Origin of the sequence: Synechococcus sp. 63AY4M2 (assembly GCF_002760475.1) — a bacterium.
Taxonomy (GTDB): domain Bacteria; phylum Cyanobacteriota; class Cyanobacteriia; order Thermostichales; family Thermostichaceae; genus Thermostichus.
Map to the genome: position 1 here is coordinate 1532113 of NZ_AXUX01000001.1, position 26183 is coordinate 1558295.

26 protein-coding genes are annotated in these 26183 nt (G+C 59.8%); 16 read left to right on the plus strand and 10 right to left on the minus strand.

All coding sequences use genetic code 11. From position 1 onward, the window contains the following. Nucleotides 1-139: 139 nt before the first annotated feature. Nucleotides 140-1162 carry a tRNA (adenosine(37)-N6)-dimethylallyltransferase MiaA gene (miaA, locus tag SYN63AY4M2_RS06795; protein ID WP_099887285.1) on the plus strand — a complete coding sequence of 341 codons (1023 nt, stop codon included), beginning with the start codon at nucleotides 140-142 and terminating at the stop codon, nucleotides 1160-1162. On the opposite strand, the gene menD is transcribed toward miaA, so the two are convergent. Continuing rightward, nucleotides 1086-2879 carry a 2-succinyl-5-enolpyruvyl-6-hydroxy-3-cyclohexene-1-carboxylic-acid synthase gene (gene menD, locus SYN63AY4M2_RS06800; RefSeq protein ID WP_099887286.1) on the minus strand — a complete coding sequence of 598 codons (1794 nt, stop codon included), beginning with the start codon at nucleotides 2877-2879 and terminating at the stop codon, nucleotides 1086-1088. The two genes, miaA and menD, sit on opposite strands and share 77 nt — an antisense overlap. 312 nt (nucleotides 2880-3191) lie before the next feature. On the opposite strand from menD, the gene SYN63AY4M2_RS06805 reads away from it, so the two are divergent. Beyond that, nucleotides 3192-3434 (plus strand): hypothetical protein, encoded by a 243-nt coding sequence (locus tag SYN63AY4M2_RS06805; protein WP_041438020.1) that lies wholly within the window; start codon nucleotides 3192-3194, stop codon nucleotides 3432-3434. Nucleotides 3435-3541: 107 nt separating this feature from the next. On the opposite strand, the gene SYN63AY4M2_RS06810 is transcribed toward SYN63AY4M2_RS06805, so the two are convergent. The 3 genes from SYN63AY4M2_RS06810 to murF form a co-directional block, all read right to left on the minus strand. Then, nucleotides 3542-4078 carry a fasciclin domain-containing protein gene (locus tag SYN63AY4M2_RS06810; RefSeq protein WP_099887287.1) on the minus strand — a complete coding sequence of 179 codons (537 nt, stop codon included), beginning with the start codon at nucleotides 4076-4078 and terminating at the stop codon, nucleotides 3542-3544. 353 nt (nucleotides 4079-4431) lie between these two features. Next, nucleotides 4432-4653: a DUF3134 family protein gene (locus SYN63AY4M2_RS06815; RefSeq protein WP_011429000.1), complete on the minus strand. Its 222-nt coding sequence runs from the start codon at nucleotides 4651-4653 to the stop codon at nucleotides 4432-4434. 97 nt (nucleotides 4654-4750) lie between these two features. Further along, the gene (gene murF / locus SYN63AY4M2_RS06820; RefSeq protein WP_011428999.1) at nucleotides 4751-6088 is read right to left on the minus strand and encodes a UDP-N-acetylmuramoyl-tripeptide--D-alanyl-D-alanine ligase; all 1338 of its coding nucleotides are present in this window, start codon (nucleotides 6086-6088) and stop codon (nucleotides 4751-4753) included. Nucleotides 6089-6658: 570 nt separating this feature from the next. On the opposite strand from murF, the gene SYN63AY4M2_RS06830 reads away from it, so the two are divergent. Further along, nucleotides 6659-8593: an FAD-dependent oxidoreductase gene (locus SYN63AY4M2_RS06830; protein ID WP_228375385.1), complete on the plus strand. Its 1935-nt coding sequence runs from the start codon at nucleotides 6659-6661 to the stop codon at nucleotides 8591-8593. Nucleotides 8594-8631: 38 nt separating this feature from the next. Here SYN63AY4M2_RS06830 and secF read toward each other — a convergent pair whose 3' ends face one another. Both secF and secD read right to left on the minus strand, forming a co-directional pair. Then, nucleotides 8632-9627, minus strand: coding sequence for a protein translocase subunit SecF (secF, locus tag SYN63AY4M2_RS06835; protein WP_011428997.1), 996 nt, complete (start codon nucleotides 9625-9627; stop codon nucleotides 8632-8634). Then, nucleotides 9624-10970 (minus strand): protein translocase subunit SecD, encoded by a 1347-nt coding sequence (gene secD / locus SYN63AY4M2_RS06840; protein WP_011428996.1) that lies wholly within the window; start codon nucleotides 10968-10970, stop codon nucleotides 9624-9626. Before secD ends, secF begins: the two co-directional genes overlap by 4 nt. Nucleotides 10971-11330: 360 nt before the next feature. On the opposite strand from secD, the gene SYN63AY4M2_RS06845 reads away from it, so the two are divergent. Next, nucleotides 11331-12176: a hypothetical protein gene (locus SYN63AY4M2_RS06845; RefSeq protein WP_011428995.1), complete on the plus strand. Its 846-nt coding sequence runs from the start codon at nucleotides 11331-11333 to the stop codon at nucleotides 12174-12176. 6 nt (nucleotides 12177-12182) lie between these two features. Here the strand turns inward: SYN63AY4M2_RS06845 and chlP are convergent, their stop codons facing one another. Next, a complete protein-coding gene (gene chlP, locus SYN63AY4M2_RS06850) occupies nucleotides 12183-13403 on the minus strand; it encodes a geranylgeranyl reductase (protein ID WP_099812621.1) in 1221 nt (406 codons plus the stop codon). A gap of 228 nt (nucleotides 13404-13631) precedes the next feature. Here chlP and SYN63AY4M2_RS14145 point away from each other — a divergent pair, with 228 nt between their 5' ends. The 3 genes from SYN63AY4M2_RS14145 (at nucleotide 13632) to SYN63AY4M2_RS13795 (ending at nucleotide 14318) form a co-directional block, all read left to right on the plus strand. Further along, a complete protein-coding gene (locus SYN63AY4M2_RS14145) occupies nucleotides 13632-13829 on the plus strand; it encodes a YccF domain-containing protein (RefSeq protein ID WP_240527767.1) in 198 nt (65 codons plus the stop codon). Nucleotides 13830-13837: 8 nt separating this feature from the next. Next, nucleotides 13838-13993 (plus strand): YccF domain-containing protein, encoded by a 156-nt coding sequence (locus SYN63AY4M2_RS14150; RefSeq protein WP_228375383.1) that lies wholly within the window; start codon nucleotides 13838-13840, stop codon nucleotides 13991-13993. Nucleotides 13994-14177: 184 nt separating this feature from the next. Continuing rightward, nucleotides 14178-14318: a hypothetical protein gene (locus SYN63AY4M2_RS13795; RefSeq protein ID WP_168173324.1), complete on the plus strand. Its 141-nt coding sequence runs from the start codon at nucleotides 14178-14180 to the stop codon at nucleotides 14316-14318. 20 nt (nucleotides 14319-14338) lie between these two features. Here SYN63AY4M2_RS13795 and SYN63AY4M2_RS06865 read toward each other — a convergent pair whose 3' ends face one another. Next, nucleotides 14339-15229: a DUF4335 domain-containing protein gene (locus SYN63AY4M2_RS06865; protein ID WP_011428993.1), complete on the minus strand. Its 891-nt coding sequence runs from the start codon at nucleotides 15227-15229 to the stop codon at nucleotides 14339-14341. A gap of 39 nt (nucleotides 15230-15268) precedes the next feature. After that, nucleotides 15269-15910, minus strand: coding sequence for a DUF3038 domain-containing protein (locus tag SYN63AY4M2_RS06870; RefSeq protein ID WP_011428992.1), 642 nt, complete (start codon nucleotides 15908-15910; stop codon nucleotides 15269-15271). Between the two features lie 424 nt (nucleotides 15911-16334). Here SYN63AY4M2_RS06870 and SYN63AY4M2_RS06875 point away from each other — a divergent pair, with 424 nt between their 5' ends. From SYN63AY4M2_RS06875 to SYN63AY4M2_RS06915, 9 genes are all read left to right on the plus strand, one after another. Beyond that, nucleotides 16335-16826, plus strand: coding sequence for an FHA domain-containing protein (locus SYN63AY4M2_RS06875; RefSeq protein ID WP_099812622.1), 492 nt, complete (start codon nucleotides 16335-16337; stop codon nucleotides 16824-16826). A gap of 48 nt (nucleotides 16827-16874) precedes the next feature. Beyond that, entirely contained in the window at nucleotides 16875-17618 is a 744-nt protein-coding gene (locus tag SYN63AY4M2_RS06880; protein ID WP_099812623.1) for a methyltransferase domain-containing protein, read from the plus strand. Between the two features lie 17 nt (nucleotides 17619-17635). Next, on the plus strand, nucleotides 17636-18418 hold the full coding sequence (locus SYN63AY4M2_RS06885) for an ABC-2 family transporter protein (RefSeq protein WP_011428988.1): 783 nt from the start codon (nucleotides 17636-17638) through the stop codon (nucleotides 18416-18418). 304 nt (nucleotides 18419-18722) lie between these two features. Next, nucleotides 18723-19529, plus strand: a complete 807-nt coding sequence (locus tag SYN63AY4M2_RS06890) for a DUF4394 domain-containing protein (protein ID WP_011428986.1) — start codon at nucleotides 18723-18725, stop codon at nucleotides 19527-19529. 229 nt (nucleotides 19530-19758) lie between these two features. Further along, complete coding sequence (locus SYN63AY4M2_RS06895) at nucleotides 19759-20340, plus strand: sigma-70 family RNA polymerase sigma factor (RefSeq protein ID WP_011428985.1); 582 nt, start codon at nucleotides 19759-19761, stop codon at nucleotides 20338-20340. Beyond that, nucleotides 20337-21080 carry an anti-sigma factor gene (locus tag SYN63AY4M2_RS06900; protein WP_011428984.1) on the plus strand — a complete coding sequence of 248 codons (744 nt, stop codon included), beginning with the start codon at nucleotides 20337-20339 and terminating at the stop codon, nucleotides 21078-21080. The genes SYN63AY4M2_RS06895 and SYN63AY4M2_RS06900 overlap by 4 nt, the downstream gene beginning before the upstream one ends. Nucleotides 21081-21311: 231 nt before the next feature. After that, nucleotides 21312-21533, plus strand: coding sequence for a DUF2839 domain-containing protein (locus SYN63AY4M2_RS06905; RefSeq protein WP_011428983.1), 222 nt, complete (start codon nucleotides 21312-21314; stop codon nucleotides 21531-21533). A 36-nt stretch (nucleotides 21534-21569) separates the two neighbouring features. Next, entirely contained in the window at nucleotides 21570-22397 is an 828-nt protein-coding gene (locus SYN63AY4M2_RS06910; protein WP_011428982.1) for a carbon-nitrogen hydrolase family protein, read from the plus strand. A gap of 9 nt (nucleotides 22398-22406) precedes the next feature. Next, entirely contained in the window at nucleotides 22407-22682 is a 276-nt protein-coding gene (locus SYN63AY4M2_RS06915) for a glutaredoxin family protein (protein ID WP_011428981.1), read from the plus strand. Here SYN63AY4M2_RS06915 and SYN63AY4M2_RS06920 read toward each other — a convergent pair. Then, nucleotides 22668-26153: a DNA polymerase III subunit alpha gene (locus SYN63AY4M2_RS06920; RefSeq protein WP_099887288.1), complete on the minus strand. Its 3486-nt coding sequence runs from the start codon at nucleotides 26151-26153 to the stop codon at nucleotides 22668-22670. The genes SYN63AY4M2_RS06915 and SYN63AY4M2_RS06920 overlap by 15 nt on opposite strands. Between the last annotated feature and the right edge of the window lie 30 nt (nucleotides 26154-26183).

A 26183-nucleotide genomic window follows, 5' to 3' on the forward strand; every position in this document is an offset into this window, starting at 1 on the left:
AGGGACATAAGATGAGATCACGGGGAAATTCGAAGAGCTGGGAAGACGATAGAGACTACGGATGTTCTATTCTAGCCACAGCGCTAAGGTTCTTTGAAAATTTTAATCTGCTGCCCTGGGTGAACTTTCTTGCCGGCGGATGGATCAAAACCGGTCTCCAAATGGGCGCGACTGTCGAGAACCTCCCTCCCCCTCCTCGACTGCAAGGCCGGGGCTTGTCGTCATCGCTGGCCCCACGGCCACCGGCAAGTCGCGCCAGGCGCTGCTGTTGGCCCAGCGGCTGGGATCCCCCCTGTTGAACGCCGACTCTCGTCAGGTGTACCGGGAGTTCGACATCGGCACTGCCAAGCCCACTCCCGCCGAGCGGGCCCTCTGGCCCCACGAGTTGATTGACTTTGTGGATCCCCGCCACACCTATACAGTGGCCGAGTTTCAGCAGGCGGCCCAGGCGCGCATTGCCGCAGCCCATCGGCAGGGACAGACTCCTATTCTGGTGGGGGGCACAGGGCTCTACATTCAGTCGATCACGGCAGGCTTAGGGATCCCGGCAGTTCCCCCCCAGCCTCAGTTGCGCGCTCAACTGGAGACGTGGCCGCCCGAGATCCGCTACGCCTGGCTGCAGCAGTTGGATCCTGTGGCAGCGGGGCAGATTCACCCTCATGATGAAGTGCGCACCCTGCGGGCTTTGGAGATCATCTACACCACTGGGAAGCCGGCTTCCTACCTGCGGCAGGCCCATCCTCCTGACTACCCCATTTTGCTCTTGGGGTTGCACTGCCCAATGCCCCGTCTGGAACAACGCATTGCCCGGCGCACAGCAGAAATGCTGGCGGCAGGCTGGATTGAGGAGGTAAAAACGCTGCGGCAGCGCTACGGCCCAGACCTGCCCCTCTTGCAGACCTTGGGCTACGCGGAGATCGGCGCTTACCTGGAAGGGCGGATCCCAGAAGCAGAGCTGCAGCCTCTGATTGTGCGGCGCACCCGCCAGTTTGCCAAGCGGCAGATGACCTGGTTTCGGGCCATGCCAGGGATCCAGTGGCTGGACTGCGAGGCCGAGGATCTGCCCGAACAGATCTGGAAGCGGGTTACAGCGTGGATGGCAGCTCAGACCAGCGCCGGAACCACTCCTGCCGTCGCCGCGCGTCCGCCCGCCGATCCGTAAGGATCTCCAACACCCGCACCCCTTGGGCGGGCAAGGGATCCAAAGCCTGGGCCAGCTCTTCCCAGGTCTCTATCCGCCGGTGGGGGATGCCATGGGCCTGGCAGAGGAGGGCAAAATCCACCGCCTGGGGAGTCGCAAAGTAGGGCTCAAAGGGTGGGCCCGCCTCGGCAATGGGCAGCAGCTCGAAGATGCCGCCCCCCTGGTTGTTGATGAGAAGAATGGTCAGGGATCCCTGGAGGCATTGGGCAAGACGCAGGCCGCCGCAGTCGTGCAGAAAGGCCAGATCCCCAGTCAGCAGCACTGTTGGCCGATGGCGGTAGGCCACCCCAAAGGCAGTCGAGAGGATGCCGTCGATGCCGTTGGTGCCGCGGTTAAAATAAGGCCGGATATGGCGGTCGTTGGGTGGCCAAAACCACTCCACATCCCGCACCGGCGTGCTGTTGGCAATAAATAGCGGCGTCTCCGGCGGCAGGTGATGGGCCAGCCACCAGGCAATCTTGCCCTCAAACCACTCCGGCAGGTCAGCCAGCAGCCGATCCAGCTCAGCCCGAGCTTTGGCTTCCGCCCGCAGCCAGGTTTGTAGAAAAGCGGTTGCTTTGGCCTTGCCTGCCGGGATCCCTGCCGCCACCTCCTCCACGACAAAGGGCAAGTGGGTGGTGGGGTTGTGGAGGGGATCGGCGTTCTGGGCCCGGGGATCGAGCAGCCAGGTGCGGGGTCGGGCTTGGGCTAGGGTTTGCCGCAGCGCCTTGCTGGTGGGCAAGGATCCCAGTTGGATCACTTGCTCTGGCCAAAGAGGAGGTTGCTCTCCCTGGAGGAGAAAATCGTAGGTGGTGATGAGGTAGGGGTTGAGGGAAGCGTAGTTGCGCAAAGGGGAGAGTCCCTCCGCCAACACCGGCCAGCCCAGGGCCAGCGCCAAGCGGGCCACCGCCTCTGCATAACGCTGGGGGTCTGCCGGTTGGGCCGGCCCTGCCAAGATCACCCCCCGCTCACAGCCACACCACTCCCGCCAAAAGGAAGCTGTTGACGCGAATGCAGAACCGCCAGCCGGGGTGACCAGGCCAGATGGGGAGATAACCCCGCGGAAAAAGGTCTTCTCAAACTCCGGATCTTCCTGCAAATGAACCAGCGGCGCCGTGCTGCCATCGGCAACGGGAGCTAGGGGATCCCGCAAAGGCACGTTGAGATGCACCGGACCCGGGAAAGGGTAGAGAGCACGCTCCCAGGCGTGGATGATCATTTGGCGCAGGTAGGCCAGAGCTTCCAGGTCGGCGCTGGGCAGGGCCAGCTCCGCCTGCCAGTTGGGGTAGTGGCCGTAGAGCTTCACCTGGTCAATGGTCTGCCCGGCGCGGCAGTGGCGCAGCTCCGGCGGCCGATCCGCCGTCAACACCAAAAGGGGCCAACCACTTTCTGCCGCCTCGATGAGAGCAGGGAAAAAATGGGCGCCGGCGCTGCCGGAAGTACACACCAGAGGGATGGGCTGCCGAGTTTGCTGGGCCAAGCCGAGGGCAAAAAAGGCCGCCGACCGCTCGTCCACCGCTGGAATGGCCTCGATCTCAGGGTGCTGGGCTAGGGCATAGGTGAGGGGGGCAGAACGGGATCCTGGACAGACCACGGCCACCCGACAACCCAGCCGGCTCAAGGTCTCGGCCAAAATGGATCCCCAGAGGGTGTTGAGGTTGCGCCAGTCCAGCCGTTGAAGGGAGTTTGCGCCAGTCACTCCAGCTATCCCAGCCAGCGGGGAGATCGAGCAAGTTGGGTAGGAAGCCCAAAATAGGCACATCCTAGTAATCTATAGCCATCCCCAATCGCAGGGGAACCACTTGCTTTGGCCTTCCTTCGCCTTTCCTCTCTTTTTGGGAGGGGAGCTGTGGGCCGGGGAGGCGCCCGGGAAACTGCCTCAAGTCGGTTGGTCGCGCCGCAACTCCAGATTTCCTGGCGGGGGCAAGGGTTGGCCAGGCCTCTCCGATGGGGGAATAATGTTCATGAGAACGCCCCTTATCGACCTTCGCTGCACCCAATAGGAGCACCCATGGCCAGAAAACCCGATGGATACCTTGTCCACATCATGCTCGAAGGTGGACAAACCATGCAGGTACGGGTCAAGGAAGCTAGAGAATACACAGAGCTGATCAACCAACTGATGGTGGGTGGGGACGAGTTCATCACATTGCCCAAGCAAATGGACAACGAGTACATGATCGTGCGTCCGCAGCGGGTGTCCGGCGTGTCGGTGGAGGCGATCTACACTTCCAGCGTCGGCATCGACCTGTAGAGCTCAAGGCCAGGGTCGCCGGGCTGGGTTGCAACGCAAAGCCCCCACCCCTGAGGGCAGGGGCCGGACTAGACCCCCCTGGGATCTAGAGCCTTAGCACCGACAAGTTAGCTTTGCGGGGGCAGGATCACCTTGTCGATGACGTGGATGACGCCGTTAGAGGCCTCAATGTCTGCTTGCGTCACTTTGGCATCGTTGACCTTGACTCCGTCGCTCAAGGAGATCTTCACAGAAGATCCTTCGACCGTCGTCACTTCACCTTCCTTTAGATCGCTGGAGAGGACTTTGCCGGGCACCACATGGTAGGTGAGAATCCGGGTCAATTTCTCGCGGTTTTCCGGCTGCAGCAGCTCCTCTATAGTGCCTTGCGGCAGCGCCGCAAAAGCTTCATCGGTGGGAGCGAAAACGGTGAAGGGGCCTTCCCCGGAGAGCACCTTCACCAAGTCGGCAGCTTCCAAGGCTTGGATCAAGGTGGTGAAAGAGCCGGCCTCGGCAGCAACATCTACTATGGTTTTGCTGGCAGGGGCAGCGGTTTTCACGCTTTCAGAAGTCGCGCCGTGGCTGCCGGCAATGACCGCAGGGGCTGCAACCAACGTGGTGGCCGAGGCAACAGCCAAGGAGAGAGCGAAGAGATTGCGAATCATGCAATGTAACCCTCCGTGAAGAGTAGGTTCACATTTCTATGTGACGGACGGGATAGAGCTCGGGTTCCTCAAAATCGCAAAAAGTCCCCGAAAAAGATATTTCTACTACCCCAAAATACCTTTTTGACAAGGCTTACAAGGCTACTCTCCGCTGAGGTTAGATTTGCAACAATCATCGCGGGATGGCGGTGAACCATCCAAAACACGCCCGATGAGGATCCCTTGAGGCTGAGGGATCGTTACGTTTGTTTACATTGTTTGTTCAAGTTAGCGTTCCATTGGCATCGCCAAAGTGGGCACCTCTGCGGTGCTGGGCAGAGGGGTAAACGAGTTGGCGATCTCAGCAGGCATGCCTACTCTTCTTCCGCCTCGAAGTCTTCGTCGTAGTCGTCCCCGATCAAATCGTCGATGTCGTCGATGTCTTCTTCCAAAACAGCTTCAGGGACTTCAAGAGGCTGCTCGATCAGCCGGCCTTCCTGGCGCAACCAGTCGAGGATAGAAATGCTACCGGGCAGGGGCAGCACTACTGGAGGCTGATCGCGAGGTTCTTCCCGCAGAGAAGGGTTGTGGTACATGCTGTCCAGAAGAAGTGCAGCTGTGAAGAAGGTGTGGGCAAGCTTCGGGTCGATGGCCTCGATAGGGCGCCACTTATCGACTGTCCTTTAGCTTAGCTTATCCCTGCCAAGCCTGCAAAAAGCGGTGCAGCACCCGCTCCAGCTCGACGGCTCGCGCCGCCTTAAACAGCAGTCGATCCCCTGCCCGCACCTGCTGCTGCAAACCCTCCACTAAGGCAGAAGCTTCCTCAAAGCGTTCAACCTCGGCGGCTGGCTTTTCGTCAACCAGTGGCTGCATCTCCCCGTCGGGATCCAAAAGCCAGACCCGCTCCAGTCTCAAGGAGGCAGCCGCCCGACCCACCTCTGCGTAGAGCTGTGGGGCATGCTCTCCCAGTTCCCGCATTGGGCCGAGGATGGCCCAGCGCCGTTTTCCCGCAGTCTGAGCCAGCAGGTGCAAAGCCGCGATCATCGCTTCCGGCGAGGCGTTGTAGGTCTCATCCCAAATCTCCACGTCCCCAGCCAGCTTGAGATGGCGATTGCGCCCCTCCAGAGGCAGCGGTAGGTCAAGGGGCTCTTGCAGGCGCTCCCAATTCAGACCCAAGCTGCGCACAGCCGCCAGCACCCCCATCCAGTTAAGGGCGTGATGCCTTCCTGGCAGGGGCACCGGCAAGGTCAAGCCCTCCACGGTTACGGTTTGGGCTTGGGGATCCCATTCTCCTCGCAAGTCCCCTTGGGCGAGGCCATAGGTGAGGGTTTTTCCCGACCACAGGCTGGCGGCAGTGGCCAACAGCAAGGGATCCTCACCATTGAGCACAGCTATCCCCTGCCCCAACTCCTGCAGCAGCTCACACTTGGCAGCAGCAATGGCCTCGCGGGATCCCAGCCTGCCGATGTGGGCGGTGCCGATGTGGGTAATCAAGGCATGGGTGGGGCGAGCCATCTGTGCAAGGCGGCGAATCTCACCAGGGCCGCGCATGGCCATCTCCAGAACGGCAAACTGGTGTTCTGGTTGTAGCCGCAGCAGCGTTTGCGCCACCCCAATGTCGTTGTTGTGGTTGGCCTCGCTTTTGAGAACGCTGCCGTAGCGCGAAAGAGCAGCCGCCAGCATTTCCTTGGTGGTGGTTTTGCCTGCTGAGCCGGTGATGGCCACTACCGGGATGGAAAATTGCTCCCGCCAGGCTCTGGCAATGCGCTGATAGGCAGTCAAGGTATCGGGAACCTGGAAGTGGGGACCCTCCACCGGCCGCTGGCTGATGACAGCAACGGCCCCCTTGCTCAGGGCTTGCGGAATAAAATCGTGCCCGTCGAAGCGTTCTCCCCGCAGCGCCACAAAAACGGATCCTGGCTGCAACCGGCGGCTGTCGGTGCAGAGGGCCTGAACCGGCAACCCCAAGAGGTGGGGATCTCCCTGCAAAGGGGCTTGCAGCAGGTCGGCCACAGTTTGCAAGGTCAGCATGGAGCAGCAGTCGGAGCATGACTCTAGTCAATAATAAGCTCAACTATACTGAAAATAATGTATAATATGTTCAGTACGGATTACTACCAGTTGATCTTTCTGTTTACTTTCGAGTCTGCCAACATGGTAGCCAAAGCAAAGCAGAAAATTGGTAGTAAGACGACACGGAAACTGCGCTTTGGGTATTCTACTCAAAGCTTTGCGGGATACCGCCATTCTGTTTGGACTCCGTCCCGCTAACGCGAATGGAAACAAGCAGAATGCTATCGCTGCATAGTTGAACAGTGATGTTCAGCAGTGTTCAGCGTAAATGTATCAGACCGGCTATCGCGTAGGATACCAACAAAAGCCCAATCCAACGCCAGGCAACGACCCAGCCCTTGCCATCCAGGGCTCAACGGTTGCCTATGCCCGATTTCACCTGCTTGGATCCCCTTGTCCGGCACTTCCATCTGGGGGATCCGGAGCCACCCGCAGCCATTCAAGGGGGCCTTATTCATCAGCTATTCTCAAGAGGGGTTCTCCTGCTAGCATTGCGGAAGAAAGCTTGGGGTGTGAGGCAAAACTAAGGTGAAGACGGCCGGTAAGGGGATCCCAGCGGCGCGGCAGCAACTCAGGCGCAAACAAGCTCTGGGGCTGGGGATCCTGTCGCTGCTGGGCTTTGTGGCGGGGATGGGGTTTGCCGCCCTCTCCCAGCCGGAAGGGGGATCGCCCGTCGCCGCTCCAGAGCCGGAGGTGCCCCGTTTTACGGCCCACGGCTGGCCGCTGCTGGATCCCCTGCCCCAGCCGGACGAGATCTGGGAGTGCGAGCTGGTGGTGGTGGGCGGATCCCTGGGGGGCGTGGCGGCGGCAGGCCAGGCCATGCGGGGGGGCGTGCAAACCTGTCTCATCGAGCTCACCCCTTGGCTGGGGGGCCAGATCACCTCCCAGGGGGTATCAGCCATCGACGAGTCGCTCCCCATGCGGCAGCGGGGCAATTTTTCCCGCCACTGGCTGGAGTTTAAGGCCCTCATCGAAAGCCAGCCGGTGCATCTGCCCGCCTGGACAGGGATCCCGCCGGGAACCCGTGTCTCCGAAATCAACAGTTGCTGGGTAGGGGGGCTGTGTTTTCCGCCCCAGGCTGGTTTGCAGGCGGTGGAAACCTGGCTGCAACAGGCCGCCCGCAGCGCCCCCCACAGTCGCTGGGCCACCCAGACCGCTTTTAAGGGGGCCACCTTCAGCGCCGACGGCTCCCGCCTCGAGAGCATCTACGCGGTGCAGCGGCAGCCGCGGGATCCCGATTTTGTGCCGCCGGGGCGGCTGTGGCGGGAATTGGTGAGCTGGTATAGCTGGCAGGAGACGGAAGTCTTTGCCAAGCGGGTGCTGCGGCTGCAGGCGCCGCCGGGCCGCCCCTTGTTCGTGATCGACGCCACCGACACCGGCGAGCTGGTGGGCTGGGCCGGGATCCCCTACCGGCTGGGCTCAGAAGGGCGAGATCTAACCGGGGAGCCCAACGCCGCCCCGGCCAGCAACCCGGAGTGCACCCAGGCTTTCACTTTTCCCTTCGTGCTGGCCATCCACGACGACGGCGGGCGCTCCCGCGCCGAGCTGGCCCAGTTGCAGCCGGGCTACTCCCGCGCCGAGCACCGCCGCCAGTTCGACCTGGAGGGGTTTCCCACCTTCAGCGGCCAGAGCTTTTTCAACTACCGCCGCATCGTCAGCAAAGGCCGCACGGATCCCTTTTACGGCACCCCGCTTCCCGGCGATCTCAGCCTGGTGAACTGGAACCGCGGCAACGACTGGGGGATCATGAACCCACCCCTAATCCTAACGGAAGAGCGGCTGCTGGCCTCAGGGCAGCGCCACAACTGGCTGGGGGGGCTGGATGTCTCGGCCATCAAAGATGGGGAGAACCACGCCCTGCTGTTTGCCGAATGGCTGATGGAAACCCAGTCCCGCGCCGGCTATCCCCTCTCCTTGCTGTTTGGCGAAGAGTCTTTGCTGGGCACCCGCTCCGGCCTCAGCCTCTACCCCTACATCCGGGAGGGGCGGCGTATCCTGGGGCGGGCTGCCTACGGCCAGGCGGAATTCCTGATGCTGGAGCAGGATATTCGCGTCGGCGCCAGCGGGGGACGGGACTTTAGCCCCACAGCAGTTGGGATCACCCACTACGCCATCGACATGCACGGCTGTCGCTACCGCAACTGGGAGCCTTCCCTGTCGGCCAGCTCGGCGCCGGTCAACGAGTTTTCCGTCCGCCCCATCGTCATCCCCCTAGAGGCCCTGATCCCCCAGAAGGTGGATAACCTGCTCATCGGCGGCAAGGGGATCGCCGCCAGCCACATTGTCAACGCCGCCACCCGCACCCATTACGGCGAGTGGACCATTGGCTCGGCAGCGGGGCTGACCGTGGCTTGGCTCCGCAGCCAGGATCCCGGCTTGACCCCAGCCCAGATCGTGCCCCAGGGCAAAATGGCCGATTTGCAGCGCTACCTGGTTGCCTACGGCCAGCGACTGCACTGGTAGGCCGTTGCCGCCGCTTTACCCCTGGGCTAGGGAAGATCCTACCCCTCTGCGCCGGAAGGCAGGGGATTGGGATCCCTGTTGGCGCCATAGCGCCGCTGCCGCCACCACACCAGCAGGGGGCTGGCGATGAAGATGCTGGAATAAACCCCCAAGCTGAAGCCGATGAGCAAAGCAATGGCAAACCCCTTCAGGGTGGCTCCCCCAAAAATGGCAATGGCCACCAGGGGCAGCATCGTCGTCAGGGTGGTGTTCAAAGAGCGGGCAAAAGTCTGGTTCAACGACAGGTTCACCACCTCGGCAAAGCTGACCTTGCGGCTGACCAGACGCAGATTTTCCCGGATGCGGTCGTAGATAACCACTGTGTCGTTGACGGAAAAGCCAATGATGGTTAGCAGCGCCACCAAAAACAGGCTGTCCACCTCCATGCCCACCGTCAGGCCCAAAAGGGCAAACAGACCTGTTGTCAGCACCACATCGTGCAGCAAGGCCACAATGGCAAACACTGCGTAATCCCACTGGAAGCGCAGGGCCAGATACACCACAATGAGCCCAAAGGAGATGAGCACCGCCACAAGGCCGGAGCGCAAGAGCAGACGCCCCACCGTCGGGCCTACCGTCTCCACCAGCTTGCGCTCAAAAGGGCCTATCTGTTGCCGCAGCGTGGCTTCTACCGCCAGGCGCTCCTGCTCCGTCAAAGGGGGCATGCGGATCAGGGCTTCTTGGCCCGTCTGGGTGTCCAGTTGGATGATGCTGGTTCCCAGGTCATGTTCCTGCAGAGCCCGCCGCAGCTCGTCGGTGGTGACAGGCTGCTCAAAACGCAGATCCAACAAGGTGCCGCCGGCAAAATCCAGCCCCAGCCGCAGGGGGGTTCCCAGAGAGGCCAGGGAAAAAGCCATGCTGACCAGCCCCACCAGCAACACTGCCAGAGACAAGCTAAACCACAGCCTGCTGCGACCCACGATGTCGAAGCGGTAGTCAAGCGACCGCCGGGATCCCACTGCCGGATCGGTGGGGGATAGCTCTTGAGCTGTCATGATTGAGCCGCCTCCATGCGAACGCCGTAAAACTCAGGTTTGCGCAGGGCGGGGATCCCCATTGCCGCCAAAAGCAGCGTGCGGGTGCAGGTGATGGCCGTGAAAAAGCTCACCAAAATGCCAATGGCCAGGGTTACCGCAAAGCCTTTCACCAGCCCCATCCCCAGCCAGAAAAGTACGCCACAGACCAAAAGGGTGGTGACATTGCTGTCGAGGATGCTGCTGAAGGCGCGGTTAAACCCTTCCGAGATGGACTTGTAGATGGACTTGCCGGCCCGCAGCTCCTCTTTGATGCGCTCGAAAATCAGCACATTGGCATCCACCGCCATGCCGATGCTGAGGATGAAGCCGGCGATCCCGGGCAGGGTCATGGTCACCCCCAGCAGTTGGAACAGAGCAAACGTACAGAGGGCGTAGATGAGGAGGGCGATATCGGCAACAAGCCCCGGCAGGCGGTAGTAGGCCACCATGAAGACGAAAACCAGCACCAGGCCGGCAATGCCAGCATAGAGGCTGCGGCGCACGCTCTCTTCCCCCAACGTGGCCCCGACGGTGCGGTTTTCAATGACGCGAATGGGAACGGGAAGCGCCCCCGCCTTGAGCTTCACCGCCAGATCGGTGGCGGTTTCCACTGTGAAATTGCCCGTGATCACCGCCGTCCCGCCGGTAATGCCGGTGCGGGCAAACTCCGGCCCCACAATTGGCGCGCTGATCAGCACGTCGTCCAGAAAAATGCCAATCGGGCGCCCTGTTCCGGCCAACTCGCGGGTGAGCTGAGTAAACTTCTCTGCCCCTGCCGGCTTAAACTCCAGCAACACTTCCCAAGTCTGGGATCCGCGGCGGGGGGCTTGGGGATAGGCGTTGCGCAGCAGATCGCCGGTGAGGCCGACCCGTTCAAACAGGGCGTCGGGATCCTCCCCCGCCGTTATCTCTCCCCGCTCGTTGCGGGGCAGGGCACTGACCGGCACCAGGCCCTTGCGAAACTCCAACCGGGCCGTATCGCCCAAAAGAGCAATGGCCCGATCGGGATCTGCCACCCCCGGCAGCTGCACGAACAGGCGATCTTGGCCGCTGATCTGCACCAGAGGCTCGGCCACCCCCAGGCCGTCGATCCGCTGCTGGATCACCGCCTCTACCCCCTGCATCACCTCAGAGGTAATCTCAGGCACCTCTTCCGTGGGCAAAGCCTGCAGGGTGAGCTGCGTCCCCCCTTTGAGGTCAAGGCCAAGACGAACTTCGCGGCTGAAGCCCAAGTAGACGAGAGCAACCACCACCGCCAAGATAAAGATCAGCCCTCGCAGAACAGCGAGGCGACTGAGCCACAAAGCTGGAGATCTGGCCATACTGCTGAAAGGGTGAGGAACACGGGCGCACTCGATCCGAGGCTTTCAGGATTTTGGCACCTTTTGATCCTATCGCACACGGGATCCCTCACCTGACAAGTCGGAAAACGGCAGCGGCAGGAGCGTCCAAGTAGGGTCTCTGGGGAGCTGCTGCAGAGACAACCGCGAGTTTCTCAGAAGATGGGCGCTCGGCTGCCGAGCCGAGTAAGGAGAAGGTTGAAAGCCGTTAAACCAACGCTGTCTCCTCTTGGTTTGTGCTAGCCCTGGGGCTAGGCTATTGCCATCTCGGGGCAGCAGGCAACATCTGGGTGCGGTTTGGCTCTACCCCGACATCTGCGAGTTCAAGGAGGGAAAGTTGAGGTGAATTGGAGACGGACTTACTATCTCCCTGGATTGCTCTCGGCCCTAGCTTTATGGGGATCCCCCGCCTGGGCCGGAGAGTATTTCACCGAGGAAGTGACCAGCCCTAGCCTGGAGATCATCCACGGCTGGCGGCAGGAAGTGGACGGCATTAACGTCACCATCACCAACACCAGCCTGGGATCTTTTCGGGTGCCGCTGGAAATCGATATGGAGGATCGAACTAGCTGTGAGCGAGCCGACTTAGTGCTGACGAACAATCGCGTTATGCCAATGGGATCCTTTCAAGACTGCATTCTCAACATCTTTCCCTACTTGGATAAATTCATCAACCAAGAAGTCGCCAGCATTCGGGTCGCCCTCAAAGGGCCGGCCCCCCTCCTGGAGATCCCCCTGGAAGAGTCGGATCGGCTGATCTTGGCCCAGGTGGCCAACCAATCGCGGGAAGCCTTTGTCTTCTTTCAGCAGGAGCTGGCCCGCGTCTTGGCGCTCTTGAAGCAGCCCGATCCCGGCCAGGCCGAGACGGCCCCACCGACGGCCAGCCCAACGCCGACTGCTGCCGCCGAATCTGCACCCAACCCGGGAGATTTCGTGATCGTGGGCTCGATTCAGGAAGAACGGGTGGGGGCTGGCAGCCGCCTGAGCGTAGAGGCGATCAACCGCAGCACCCGCACCGTCCTCAACGCTCGTGCTCGCTTCACGTTCTACCGGGGAGAGGAGGTGGTGGAGACGCGGGTGGTCGCGTTTGAACCCAGCGACGTGCCGCCGGGACAACGCGCCTCTGCTAGGGTTCTGAAAACCGATGCCAATTGGGATCGGGTCACCGTCACCTTCCAGTGGCAGTAGGGATCCCTAAGGTGCCAGGGCGTTCCCTCGCAGCAGGCTGCCTAGAGTCTTAACCGTGATCTTGAACTGCACCCAAGGGTTCATGGGCACCACCGTCTTGTAGAGGTAGCTGTCAAAGGTCATCCGCTGCACATCCCGGTCAGCGCACATCTCCACAAAGGCCTCGCGGGTGGCGTTGGAACGGTAGAACACCCGTTGCAAAATGTCCAAAACCTTGTAGGTTAGGCCGTATTGGCGATCCCAGCGCTTGAGGTACAGCTTGAGATCTTCTTCGCTGGGGATGCGCTTCCCGCCCTCGGAGGTCTCGACGATGGTCTCGGCGCACATGCGGCCCGACTTGGCGGCAAAATAGATCCCCTCGCCGCTGGACTTGGTTACATAGCCTGCCGCATCTCCCACCAGGGCTGCCCGACCCACCACACGGCGCGGACGCGGATGCTCTGGGATCGGATGGGCTTCCACCTTGATCACCTGGCCGCCCCGAATCCGCTCGGCAGCGCGGGCGCGGATCCCGGCCTGCAACTTTTGGATCTGGGCTTGGTTGGCCTTCATGGTGCCGGTGCCCACCGCCACGTGGTCGCACTTGGGGAACACCCAGGCATAGAAGTCCGGAGAAACATCGTCCCCCACGTACATCTCTGCCCGCTCCTCGTAGTAGGCCATTTTGTCGTCCGGGAGCCGAATCCGCTCCTGAAAGGCCAGAGCATAGTTGTAGTCGCCGGCACCGATGGCTTCTGCCACCTTGGAGTGAAAGCCATCTGCCCCGATCACCAGATCCACCGCCAGCGAACGGGGTACTCCCCGATTTGAGCCGTCGGAAAAATCGCTGTAGTGCAGGATGTAGGGATCCCGGCCATTTTGGGGGATTTCCAGATGCATCACCTTGCCGTGGATCAGCTCCGCCCCTTTTTGGCGAGCGCGGTTGCGCAAGAAGGCATCCAGGATCTCGCGGCGGCACATGCCGATATACTCATTTTCCTTTGCGAGGGCGATATCCACCTCGTAGTTGGAAGGGGAGATCATCTTCATCTTGCGCACTTTGCGGTCGATAATCTCCTCAGGGAGGTCGAACTCTGAGACCATACAGAGGGGAATAGCGCCCCCGCAGGGCTTGGCGTTGTCTAGCTTCCGCTCAAACAAAAAGGTCTCGATTCCGGCTTGGGCTAGAACTTCGGCGGCAGAGGCTCCGGCTGGGCCACCCCCAACAACAGCAACTCTCAGGCTCAAGGCGCTCTCCTCGCTGCAAGTAGATCGGCTCGTCAGACAGCAGGCATCCTACCACAGCTCCCCAAAAGCGTTGCAAACCTTGACGAAGTATTGCAGTTCGGCGAGGCTCAAGGGAACGTGCTTTGGCGATGGGAACAATAAAAAGGGGTCCGCCCCGTCTGCTTGTCCAGGGGGCGGGGAGCGGAAACCTGCCCTGCAGTCCGGGCTCAGCGCTAGAGGTTCTGAATCATGAGCTTAATTGGCAACATCATTTGGCTGATCTTCGGGGGGTTGCTGACCAGTCTGGGCTATATCTTGGGGGGGCTAAGCCTTTGCCTGACCATCATCGGCATTCCTTTTGGCTGGCAGAGCATCAAACTGGGGTTTGCAGTGCTTGCCCCCTTCGGCAAAGAAGTGGTGGAGTTGCCAACAGCCCGCTGCTGCTGATCTTCAACGTGATCTGGCTGTTGCTCTTCGGCTGGCCCCTGGTGCTCAACCACCTCTTCTGGGCTGTGATCCTGGCCGTCACCGTCGTTGGGATCCCCTTTGCCAAACAGCACCTGAAGCTGGTCATCCTGTCTTTGTTGCCTTTTGGCCGGGATCTGCGCTGAAAGAGGGCGAAGTGGGGATCCCTGCAGATTAAGATCACTGCCAAACTCTACCGCGACGGCAAGGGGAGAGGGCGAGCGGCCAGCCGTTGACTGTGATTTGGATCGCCTTCGAACCTCTCATCCGGTCACCAAGACACGGGCGGAAAAGCGAGAGATTGAACTCATCGCAGATGGGGAGAAAACCATGCGCAGCATCTGGCTCGCGGGGGTAGTCGCTGCTTTGGCTCTGCTGGCGGCTATGTCTTTGGCTCAATCGGATCCCCAGGAAGAGTGGCTGCACGGCGAGCAGTGTGGCACAGAGGGGCCGGTCATCTGTCTGGAGTGACGTTCTCCTCAGCCCGGATTTCAGAGGGGCTCTATCTGGGTCACTTCTACCCGGCTCTCTGGCCCTAGGCTGATGCGGAACTGTTTGGCACCCGTCGGCAAGGGATCCGGCGGCAACTCCGGCAGGTCGGCAAGAGGAGTTTCGGCGCGGCGTTCCCGGGCCAGCTCATTCTCCGGCTCGGCAGCCAGCAGGGATCCCGCCGCATCCACCGTTACTCGATAGATCAAGCTCTCCTGCAAATCGGGAGGAGACTGCCATTGCTGGGCCAGGGTGTTTTGCAGCCGCAGCAGAGGATCTCCAGAGGCTTCCGGCGCGGTGAGCTGCTCCTGGGCCGAGTTGAAAGCAGTGGGAGCCCTCTTCTCCGGGGTGCGGCTGGCCCAGATCCCGACCCCGGCCACCAGGGCGATCCCTCCCACCAGCAGGGCAGCGATCCCGGCAGGCTGTCGATACCAAGCCCGCGTTACCGGCGTTCCCAGGCTGGCCAGTTGGGGAATGTCATCGGCCACCTGAGAGAGGTTCTCCAACAGGTCGTACAACTGGGTCATCGACAGATCCACTTGGGCAATCTGATTCTCCCCTTGGCGCACCGTGAGGCGATGAAAAATAAAATCCAGCGGACGGATGGCCACAGTACCGCTGAAGGTTCCCTTGGGCGCGCCGCTGAGCTGGGATCCGACGTAGCGGTCGATCACCGCGATCAAATCGCTGAGCCAAACACTGTCCCCCTGCAGAGTTTTGGTGGTCTCCCCCTGGCGAATTTCCAACTGACACTCGAAGTTCTGCTGGATGGCTCGCAGGGGCGGCGTTGAGGAACCCTCGGCAGCTTCGGGCAGGCCAGGTGCCTCTCCCCGCACCGTGAGGGTCGAGGTGGGCTGTTGATAGGTATGACTGATAAGGGTGAGACTGGGCATGGCAACTGGCGGGCAAACAACACAAGCAAGGAGCCTATTTCAGGAAGAGGGCAAAGCATCCGATCCGGAGCTATGGGCTACCTCCCCTTCTTCGTCGCTGCCGGCGGGCAGATCCATCTCAGGGCGGTTGAGCAGGGCTTTCCATAGACGCTGGGCCCCTCTTGGGCTGCTGTAAAACATCAGCTCGATCAAGATGCGCAGAGCCAGCTCGGCGAGGCTGTTCTCGTCACGCACATCCCCATCCACCATGCGGCTGCGGTAGTGGGAGATAAACTCATCTAGATAGTCGCCCACCAGTGGCTGACGGAAAGGGCTGAGCTCCTGTTCAACAGCAGCTTCCAGTTGCTCCAAGGTGCTGCGGATACGGGCCTGCTGCTGAGCAGCCAGATGAGCAATCACCAGCACCAGGGCGCGCGCCTCTTCGATATCGACTTCTTTTCGCCCACCGCTGCTGCGGCGCAGAGGGTTGGCGTTGCGCAGCCGCCAGAGAGCCACCCGATCGCCGATCTGCTTTTCCAAGTTCAGGGCTTTGGCTGCAGCCAGAACCGCCTCGGAAATTTCTCCGCTCAGGGACTCCAGCCCCAGCAACAGCAAATCCAACTGGGCTTTGATGGTTCCGGTAGCTGTGGTGAGGCCGGCGGGCCGAGGGTCTAGCTGAGTCTGCTTAGGTTCCACCGTCACGCTGTCAATGGGAGCTTTTTGCTTTGATAGGACTCTATGATCTCCTGTCTGGGGCAAACCTGCAACCGGATCCCTCCTGCGCTTGATTCTGACCCTTGCCAAGGGCTTGGATGACGACATCCGGCAGGCGCTGGGCATTGTCCCGCTCTTTCTCGCTTCTTGAGAGTTCCCCAACCAGATTAGAAGTCAGACCGAGTTGTTCTGGGTCAGTTGTTGTTTTTGCAACGAACCCATTTTCTCAGCCTGTTTGCCCTTGAGAAAAAGAGGGGGTAGGAGGCGCTGTCGGTATGGGTTGACCTAGGATAGTGTATGATTCAAGCCTATAGCGGGTGAGAAGAGAGGGGGATCCGCATTTTGCGGCTTGATTGCCTGACTGTTCCCAGTCTGCCCTTTCTGACCACCTCAGCTCCGGGCGTATCCACAGATGAGCATGAGCGCTCCTGCTGCCCAACCCAGCCCTCCTCACTTGGTCTTGATCTTCACGGATCGGATGGGTCGGCGCGGCGTTGTCTTAGACAAGATTTACTACTCGGTGGGCCGGGCAGCCAGCAACCACATCCGCCTCTACGACTCTTGTGTTTCCCGCGAACACGCCCTGATCATCCGCATCCCGGAAGAGAACCGGGCTGGGTACGGCTATATGATCTTTGACGGCAGTTCCGCATCCCGCCGCAGCACCAATGGTTTGTTCGTCAACGGCAAGCGGGTTTTGTCTCATCGGCTACAGCTTTTGGACAAGATAGGGTTTGGGCCCAATGTAACCGCCATCGTGGAGAGCACCGACCGCCTCAGCCCGGAGACGCTGGCAGCCCTGTTGAGGCCGCCGGCCCTCGGCGACAATGTAACCCCAACCGGATCCCAGAGAGAAACCTTGAAAGAGACGCCCAGAGAGAACGACGACTTCACCGCCGCTTGATGGCGTGAATGGTTTTCAATCCAACCCCCTGCCGAGTTTTGGGTTCCCGTGACTCCCACTCCCCCTGCCCTGAGCGGCTACTGGCAAAATGGCTTCGACCTGGAAGCTCACTTGGGATCCTTTCTCGGCCTCAAGGCCGCCGAGCTGCGGGAGAAGCTGCGGCTTGGCCAGCAACAGTTGGCAGAGCTGGGCCGGCGCGACTTCATCTGGGATCAGGCGGAGATCTTTTACCGGGATCGGGTGGGATCCGCCTATTTGCTGGACTTGGCAGCTTGGCACCTGAGCAGCACCGACTACATCGGCGATACCCTGCGCCTGGTGGCCGACCATGCCCGTGGGCGGGTGTTGGATTTTGGCGGCGGCATCGGCACCCACGCCATTGGGGCGGCCCTCTGCCCGGCGGTGGAGCAGGTGATCTTCTGGGATATCAACCCCATCCATCGGCAGTTTGTGCAACTGCGGGCGGAAAAGCTGGGCCTAAGCGAACGCATCCACTGTCCAGACACCTTCCCGGAAGGGATCCGTTTTGACACCGTCATCTGCTTCGATGTGGTGGAACATTTGCCGGATCCGGCGGCGCAGTTGCGGCAATTTGACGACTGGCTCCAGCCGGCAGGTAAGCTCTTGATTAACTGGTATTTTTTCAAGGGGTTTAACGGCGAATTTCCCTTTCATCTCGACGATTCACAGCGGATCGAGGAGTTCTTTCAGGTGTTACAAAGCCATTTCTTAGAAGTGTTTCACCCCTATTTGATTACTGCCCGCTGCTACCGCAAGTGGAATGAACGCTGAGATGGGAGAAAACCCAAGTGCTGCGCTATTTGCAGGTGTTGTGGTTGTTTTGGAGCACTTCTGTAGCTGCAGAAATGGAGTACCGGGCCAATTTTGTCTTTGCCAGCCTCAGCAGCTTGGGCGGCCTGGGGTCAGCTTTGTTTGGGCTGTCGCTGTTCTACCAGCAGGGGCACCGCCTGGGGGGCTGGAGCTGGCCGGAGGCGCTCATCGTCTTGGGGGTGTTCACCATTTTGCAGGGGGTGTCGGCCAGCCTTTTTAACGTCAACTTAAACCGCATCGTGCAACAAGTTCAGGAAGGCACCCTGGATTTTGTGTTGCTCAAGCCCATCAGCAGTCAGTTTTGGCTGTCAACTCGGGTGTTTTCTCCCTGGGGCCTGGTGGATATTGGCTGTGGCCTGTTGTTGATTCTCTACGCCGGGATCCAGTTGCGGCTGCCGGCCTGGGCCTATGTTCTGGGTCTAGTGCCCCTTTTGCTGGGGTTGGTCATCCTCTACAGCCTCTGGTTTATGCTGGGGGCCACCAGCATCTGGTTTGTCAAGATCTACAACGTCACCGAGGTGTTGCGGGGCTTGGTGGAGGCGGGGCGATTCCCGCTGGTGGCCTATCCGGTGGCCTATCGGTTGTTTTTTACCTTCGTCGTGCCGGTGGCTTTCTTGACCACCGTGCCGGCAGAAGCCTTGCTGGGTCGGATCCAGTGGCCCTGGCTTGTGGGATCCGCCCTGCTGGCGGCGGGGCTGCTGTGGGGATCCCATTTGTTCTGGCGCTTTGCCCTGCGCTTTTACACCAGCGCCTCTAGTTAAAATCTCCGTCCAAACCTTTCCATCCTGAGCATCCAAGCAGGGAGGATGGGAGTAATTGCTACAGAAGCGCCCCACGCGCTCCCCTTTGGGAAGAACAATTGGCCTTCCCCCTCAATGGAAGGGCAAAAGCGGATTCTCGGCTGGGGGATGGGATCCCTCTAGCCTGCCTTTCTAGCGGCAAAAGAGAGTGCTGGTTGCCGCAGCAATCTGCAGCCACCTGTCTTGTGGCGCAGAGGGGTGTTTTGTTGTCAACAATCCTGACACCGACTGAGACAATTTGTCAATTTTTTAAGGAGCATTTTCCATGCGCAAGCACCTGCAGTGTGTGGCCGTATCTGTGGCAGCCGGTAGCTTAGCTCTGCTGGGCTGCAGCAACAGCAATGCTTCTCCGATGGCGATGATCCCCTCCCAAGCAGATTTGGTGGCCCTGGGCAGCGGCAACCGCCTCACCTTCATCCGCTCCACCGATGCCTCGGTACAGGGATCCCTGACGGTGACGGGGGTGAGTGGTAGTTTGATCGGTATTGATGTGCGTCCTGCCAATCGCCTGCTCTACGGCCTCACCGACGCCAACATCCTCTACACCATTAACTTGCAGACCGGCGCCGCTACGGTGGCCAGTACCCTGTCGGTTCCCTTTACGGCGGGTACGCTGTCCGGCATAGATTTCAACCCCGTTCCGGATCGGCTGCGCCTGGTGGGAGCCAACGGCCAGAACTTCCGCATCAATGTGGACACGGGCGAAGTGATCCAAGATAGACCTTTGGCCTTTGGCCCAATGGAACTGCAGGGATCCCGACCGGCTGTTACCGCCGCCGCCTACACCAACAACGTGGCCGGCACCCAATCCACACGGCTGTTGAACATCGACGGCGAGCGCAACCTGCTGCTGTTCCAGAATCCGCCCAACGAGGGGGTGCAAATGCCGATTGGCCCCCTGGGCGTGAACTTCGGCCCGGTGGGCGGGTTTGACATCCGCACGGTCGGCGGGGTGGATACCGGCTTTGCCATCGGCGGCTCCACCCTGTATCGAATTGACCTGAATACAGGTCGCGCCACCTCTGTGGGCACGCTGCCGGGTGGGCCGTTCTTTGGCTTGGCTGCCTTCTAGATCGGCCAGGTTGTTACAATTCCAGTCATTTTTCTGGCCAATTGTTGCTGTTTTGTTTCGGCCCGATTCCAGCTCGGGATTGGGCCTTCTGTACTTCTTCAAGTAGGGTTGACCTCCATCTATGCAGGCGATAGATTATGGGAGCCGCTGTCCTTTCTGGCTTGCCTTAGGCAAGGCCTGCTTCTTACTAAGTGCTTTCTCGTCGCCGTTTTGTTTTCTCCTTCCCCCCATGAAGATCGAGGATGACAAAGCCGAGGGATCTCTGCAGGAGAGAAGCGATGCAGAGGTATTTTCAGCCCTCAAGGCAGGCCAGTCGCAAGCTTTGGCTATCCTCTACGACCGCCACGCCGGTTTGGTATACGGAATCGCCTGCAAGATGCTGGGCAACTCTGCCGAGGCCGAAGATCTGACGCAGGACATTTTTTTGAGTTTGGCCCGTTCTTCCTTCGATCCCAAGCGGGGATCCCTGCGCACTTACCTGGGCATTTTGGCCCGCTCCCGCTGTTTGGATCGGCTGCGCTCTTGGCGCAATCGACAGCGATCCCTGGAACGGGGCAGAGTGGAATTACAGGGCGATGCCGCCGAGGATCCGGCCCTGGAGCAGTTGGCCGGGGCAGAGCAGGCGGTCGAGGTGCAAACGGCTTTGGCCCAGCTATCTGAACATCAACGCCAAATCCTCAAAATGGCCTATTACGAAGGCATGAGCCAAACAGAAATTGCCAAGCAATTGAATCTGCCTTTGGGAACGGTTAAAGCCAGAGCCCGCCGAGGCTTGCTGCGGCTGCGCGAGTTGCTGGGAGGCGCCCCATGAAAGCCGAGTCTGTGTCTCCCGAAGAACTGCAACTGTGGCTGGCCGGCTACGTGCTGGGGGATCTCTCCCCGGAAGAGGCCGACCGCCTGGAAGCGGTGCTCAAGCTGCGCCCGGAGCTGCAGCAGGAGCTGCAAGCCCTGCAACAGACCCTGGAAAGGGCCTACGGCGTCGAAGAGAAGCAACCTCCCCCCGCGCTGCGGGCTTCTCTGCTGCAAGCCTACACAGAGCCGGCGCCCAAACCCCTCTCCACGACAATTCAGGGATCCCCTCGCTGGCGGGGCCTGGCGGCATTGGCAGCAGGGTTAATCGTGGCTTTGGGACTGGGGAATCTCTACCTGTGGCGCAGGCTGCAACTGGCCCAGACGCAAGGGATCCCGGTCGAGGTGGTGACATATGAATTGCAACCGACGGCAGAAAACGTGACTGGCTCGGTTACGGTGGAGGTGGATCCGCAGCGCTTGCAGGGGAGGCTGGTAGCCCGCGGTTTGCCGCCGCTGCCGGAAGGCCGCGTCTATGCGCTCTGGGTGGTGCTGGAGCCGGAAGCGCCCTTCACCAAAGATAGGGCGGGGGCGATCCTCACCACAGCTTTCCGGGTGGATGCGGCGGGAAACCAAGAACAGGAGCTGCGCTTGCCACCGGTGTTCGCATCCACAGAATGGGTGCGGGCAGTGGCCATTACCGAAGAAGACGGCAGCCGGCCCCAAGAGCACCAGGGATCCCCTCTGTGGATTTCCGGCTAGCGGGAGCAGTGGCCAACCAACATAGGTTCGTCGGCGGAGGCAAGGCATGGATCTAGCCAGGATCCCTCTGCTTAAGCGACTGGCGGAGCACTCTCGCCGATGTGGATCGGCAAAACAGGGATCCCGAGCCACCCTGCCGTTGGGAAAAGTTGTGGGCGCACCGGAAGCGTAACAGCATTAAGATGATGGTCACTACCCCGGCACAGCAAAAGCCAACTTGGAGGCCACCCTATGGGCGAAGCCAAGCGCCGCAAAACCCGAAACAGACCGACTCCCGACCAAGAGCTGCTCTTTCCCCAGCTCAAAGACATTCCTCTCACCAAAGCCCAAGCCCGCACGATCTACAATTGGACAACTCGAGGCGCTTGGGCCGGCATTATTCTCCTGGCCATTGTCTGGGTGGTGGTGCGATTTGTGGGGCCTGCCCTGGGCTGGTGGCACCTGGTGGGCTAGCCGGCTGGATCCCTTGAGTCTCCTTGGAGTTTTCCTATGCGATCCTACTTGGCAGCCGCCCTGCAGATGACCAGCACCCCCGATCTGGCCGGCAACTTGCAACAGGCAGAGGAGTGGATTGACTTTGCGGCGCGCCGGGGCTGTGAGCTGGTGACCTTGCCGGAAAACTTTGCCTTCATGGGGCCGGAGGAAGAAAAAGCCCGCCTTGCGCCGGAGATTGCGCAGCGGGCCGAAGAGTTTTTGGCCAAGATGGCCCAGCGCTACCAGGTGTTTGTGCTGGGCGGGGGATACCCGGTGCCGGATGGACAGGGCAAGGTGTACAACACGGCGGCCCTCTACAGCCCCGAGGGCAAGGAGCTGGCCCGCTACCGCAAGATCCACCTCTTCGACGTCAACCTGCCCGACGGCAACACCTACCGCGAGTCGAACACGGTGGTGAGCGGCAACGAGGTGGTTGTCTGCCAGGAGGAGCGGCTAGGCACCCTTGGTTTGTCGGTCTGTTACGACGTGCGCTTTCCTGAGCTATATCGCTCCTTGGTGGATCGAGGGGCAGAAGTGTTGTTGATCCCCGCCGCCTTTACCGCCTACACGGGTCGGGATCACTGGCAGGTTTTGCTGCAGTGTCGGGCCATTGAAAACACCTGCTACGTGATCGCCCCCGCCCAGGTGGGCACCCACTACGAGCGGCGACAATGTCATGGCCACGCCATGATCGTGGATCCCTGGGGGACGATCCTGGCGGATGCCGGCGGCGAAAAACCAGGAGTGGCCATTGCCGAGATCGCCCCAGAGCGGCTACAGCTTATCCGGCGGCAGATGCCCTCGCTGCAACACCGCCGGCTGGCCTGTGCCGTTACTCCCTAGGGATCCCCTATGCCTTGGCCGCCGCTGATTCTCTACAGCAAGCCCGGATGCCACCTCTGCGAGGGCCTAGCGGAGAAATTGCGGCAGATCCCCGAAATCGGCGAGCTGGAAATCCGCGACATCACCGCCAACCCCGCCTGGTGGGAGCGCTACCACCTGGAGGTTCCCGTGCTGAAGGTGGCCGGGGATCCCGAACGGCTTTTGCCTCGCCCCTCGCCGCGGCTGACGGCGGCGCAGTTGCGCGCCTGGCTGGGACAACAGTTGGGTTGCCTATCGGGAGGCTAGCGCTTCGCTGCGGGCGGTATAGCCAGCTTGGCGCAAAGCTGCCACGGTGGCCTCGGCATCTTTAACCCAAAATTGGGATCCCAGCCTCACCCAGAGCGTGTGGGGAGGGGCGACGATGGCCGCCACAACAGGGATGCGATTTTCTTCCTTGGCTTCCGAACGTTGGCGGGCAAGCAATGTTTGCAAACGGTATCGATCCTCCAATGTCCCAGCCGAGTCCAGAGGGAGTTCCACCGTAACCCAACTCACCGATTCAATCGGCTGTAAGTCCTCGACAATCAATTGCACCTGTTCATCCCGCTGATCCACCTTGGCCCAGATAAAGAGCCGTTGATCCACCTCCAGACGATGGCGCAAACGTTCGTAAGTTTTGGGGAAGATCACCGCTTCGCAACTGCCGGTGAGATCTTCCAGTTGCAAAATGGCCATGCGATCCCCTCTCTTGGTGGTTACCGTTTTAATGGCGGTCAGCAGGGCCAGAATGCCTACAGAAGTATCGGCTGCGTAGCCGCTCAAATCGGAGAGGTTAACAGGAGCCAACAGCCGCGCCTGCTCTTGAATCCGCCGCAGCGGGTGATCCGAAACATAAAAGCCCAACAGCTCCCGTTCTAGCCTTAACTTTTCTTGCGGTGGAAAATCTTCAGTTGCAGGCCCCCGCGGAGCTTCAATAAATCCCTGGTCGTTGCCCAACAAATCAAACAGGCTGGCTTGGCCAATGGCTTTGGACTTAGCCTGCTCCGCTGCCCAATTGAGGATGGGATCCAGATCCGCCATTAGCTGTTTGCGGTTGCCGGAAATACCATCAAAAGCGCCCGCACAGATCAACGACTCGATGGCGCGGCGGTTGACCACGTGCAGATCCACCCGCTGGCAAAAATCGGCCAAAGAGGTGAAGGGGCCTCCGGCCTGGCGGGCAGCCAGAATGTTTTGAATCGCCCCCTCGCCCACATTCTTCACTGCTCCTAGACCAAACAAAATGCTGGATCCCTGAGGGGTAAAGTCCAGGCCAGAACGGTTGATATCCGGCGGCTCAATTTGGATCCCGATCGACAGGCAATAGGTGATGTAGCGCTGGACCTTGTCTTGATCCCCTCCCACAGAAGAAAGCAGCGCCGCCATGTATTCTGTTGGATAATTGGCCTTGAGATAGGCTGTCTGGAAAGTAATCAGTCCATAGGCCGTAGAGTGGGATTTGTTGAAGCAATACTCGGCAAAAGCAACCATTTGGTCAAATAGCTCCGTAGCCACTTCCTTGGCCACACCTCGCTCTACTGCCCCTCGGACGAATTGCTCCCGGTGTTTCTCCATCTCGGAAACTTTCTTTTTTCCCATCGCCCGCCGCAATAGATCAGCCTGGCCCAGGGTATAGCCGGCCATGTCCTGGGCAATGCGCATGATCTGTTCTTGGTAGAGAATGGCGCCATAGGTATCTTGAAGGATTGGCTTGAGGAGATCGTGGGCGTAGGTTACCGGCTTGCGGCCATGCTTGCGATCGATAAAGTCCGGGATCATGCCCGTATCCAATGGCCCTGGCCGGTAAAGAGCTAAGACCGAGGAAATATCTTCCAAGTTGGAAGGCTTGAGCTCTCGCACCACCTGCTTCATGCCGGAAGACTCCAGTTGGAAGATCCCTTCCAGCTCTCCTTTTTCCAAAAGTTGGTAAGTTTTCTCGTCGTCCAATGGCAGGTTATCCAGGTCGATAGTGACCCCTCTGTGCTCTCGAATCAGCTCCACGGCCCGCTGGATCATCGTCAGGTTGCGCAGCCCCAAAAAGTCCATCTTCAACAGGCCCAGAGACTCGATATCTTCCATCGAGTACTGAGTAATAATTTGGCCTTCGTTGTTGTATTGCAAGGGCACGATCTCATCTAGAGGATCTTTGGAGATGACCACGCCGGCAGCGTGAACCCCAAAGGTTTTGTTGGTGCCTTCCAACAGGCGGGCCAGCTCGATCCAGCGGTGAGTGGTTGGGTCTTTCTCGTATTTTTCTTTGAACTCTGGAGCCGGCGTGTTCTCGCCGATCATCTCCTCCAATTTTGCCGGTTTGCCCCGCGAGACCGGGATCAGCTTTGCCATTTTGTCGGCTTCGGCATAGGGAATATCCAGCACCCGACCGACATCTTTGAGAATGGCCTTAGAAGTCATGCGGTTGAAGGTGATGATCTGGGCCACTCGCTCCTGGCCGTATTTGCGGGTTACATAGTCGATCAGCTCTCCCCGCCGCTCGATACAGAAATCGGTATCGATATCCGGCATCGATTGCCGTTCTGGGTTGAGAAAGCGCTCGAAGAGCAACCCATATTTGACGGGATCGATGTTGGTAATCTGCAAAGCATAGGCCACCAGGGATCCGGCTGCCGAACCGCGGCCCGGGCCCACCGGGATCCCGTGTTCGCGAGCATAGCGAACGTAGTCCCAGACCACCAGGAAATAGCTGGAGAAGCCCTTTTGTTGGATGATATTCAGCTCAAAGCGCAGGCGCTCCTGATAGTTTTCCGGAATCTGATCTGGATAGGCGACGCCGCAGCGTTTCGCCAGGCCCTGCCAGGCCAATTCGGTGAGATAGCTATCGGCAGAATGGCCCGGCGGAACCGGATAGTCGGGCATGCGCGTTTCCCCAAATAGGTCATAGCCCTCGATCTTTTCCAGCACCTTGAGAGTGTTGGCAATGGCTTCGTCGATCACCTCCTGCTCCAGGTGATCGCGGCAGAGGCGGCGCATCTCCTCCGGGCTTTTCAAGTACTCTGTGCCGCTGTAGCGAAGGCGGTTTTTTTCGGTGAGGGATTTGCCTGTTTGGATGCAGAGCAAAGCATCATGAGCCTCCACATCCCAACAGGAGATGAAGTGGCTATCGTTGGTGAGGATGATCGGGATCCCTAATTCGTGAGCAATGCGCACCAATTGCACATTGACAAAGCGGTCTTCTCGATAGCCGTGATCCTGAATCTCGATGTAGTAATCATCTCCAAACTGTTCCTGATACCAGGCGGCAACTTGGCGGGCAATTTCTGGCCGCCCCTGCAAAATGGCCTGGGGCACCTCCCCGGCCAGGCAGCCGCTGGTAACGATCAACCCCTCTTTGTATTGCGCCAAATACTCTTTGTTGATACAGGGCCGAGCGAAGATCCCCTTGCCTTGAACGCCTTGGAGATGGGAAATGGTGGTCAGCTTGACCAAGTTTTTGTAGCCCTGGGTATTTTTGGCCAAAACCACTTGGTGATACTTGGGGTACTTGCGGCTTTTGTCTCGAATATCGCCGTTGATAACATACATCTCATTGCCGATGATCGGCTTGATCCCTTTGCTTTTACACAGTTTCACCAGCTCGATGGCCCCGTACATAACGCCGTGATCCGTCAGGGCCAGCCCTGGGAAACCCATAGCCACTGCTTGCTCAATCAAAAGCGGCAGTCGGCTAGCCCCGTCTAGAAGGCTGTACTCGCTGTGCAAGTGCAAGGGAACAAAGGCCATGGCAACGGTAGGGATAAGGGATCCCTTCAA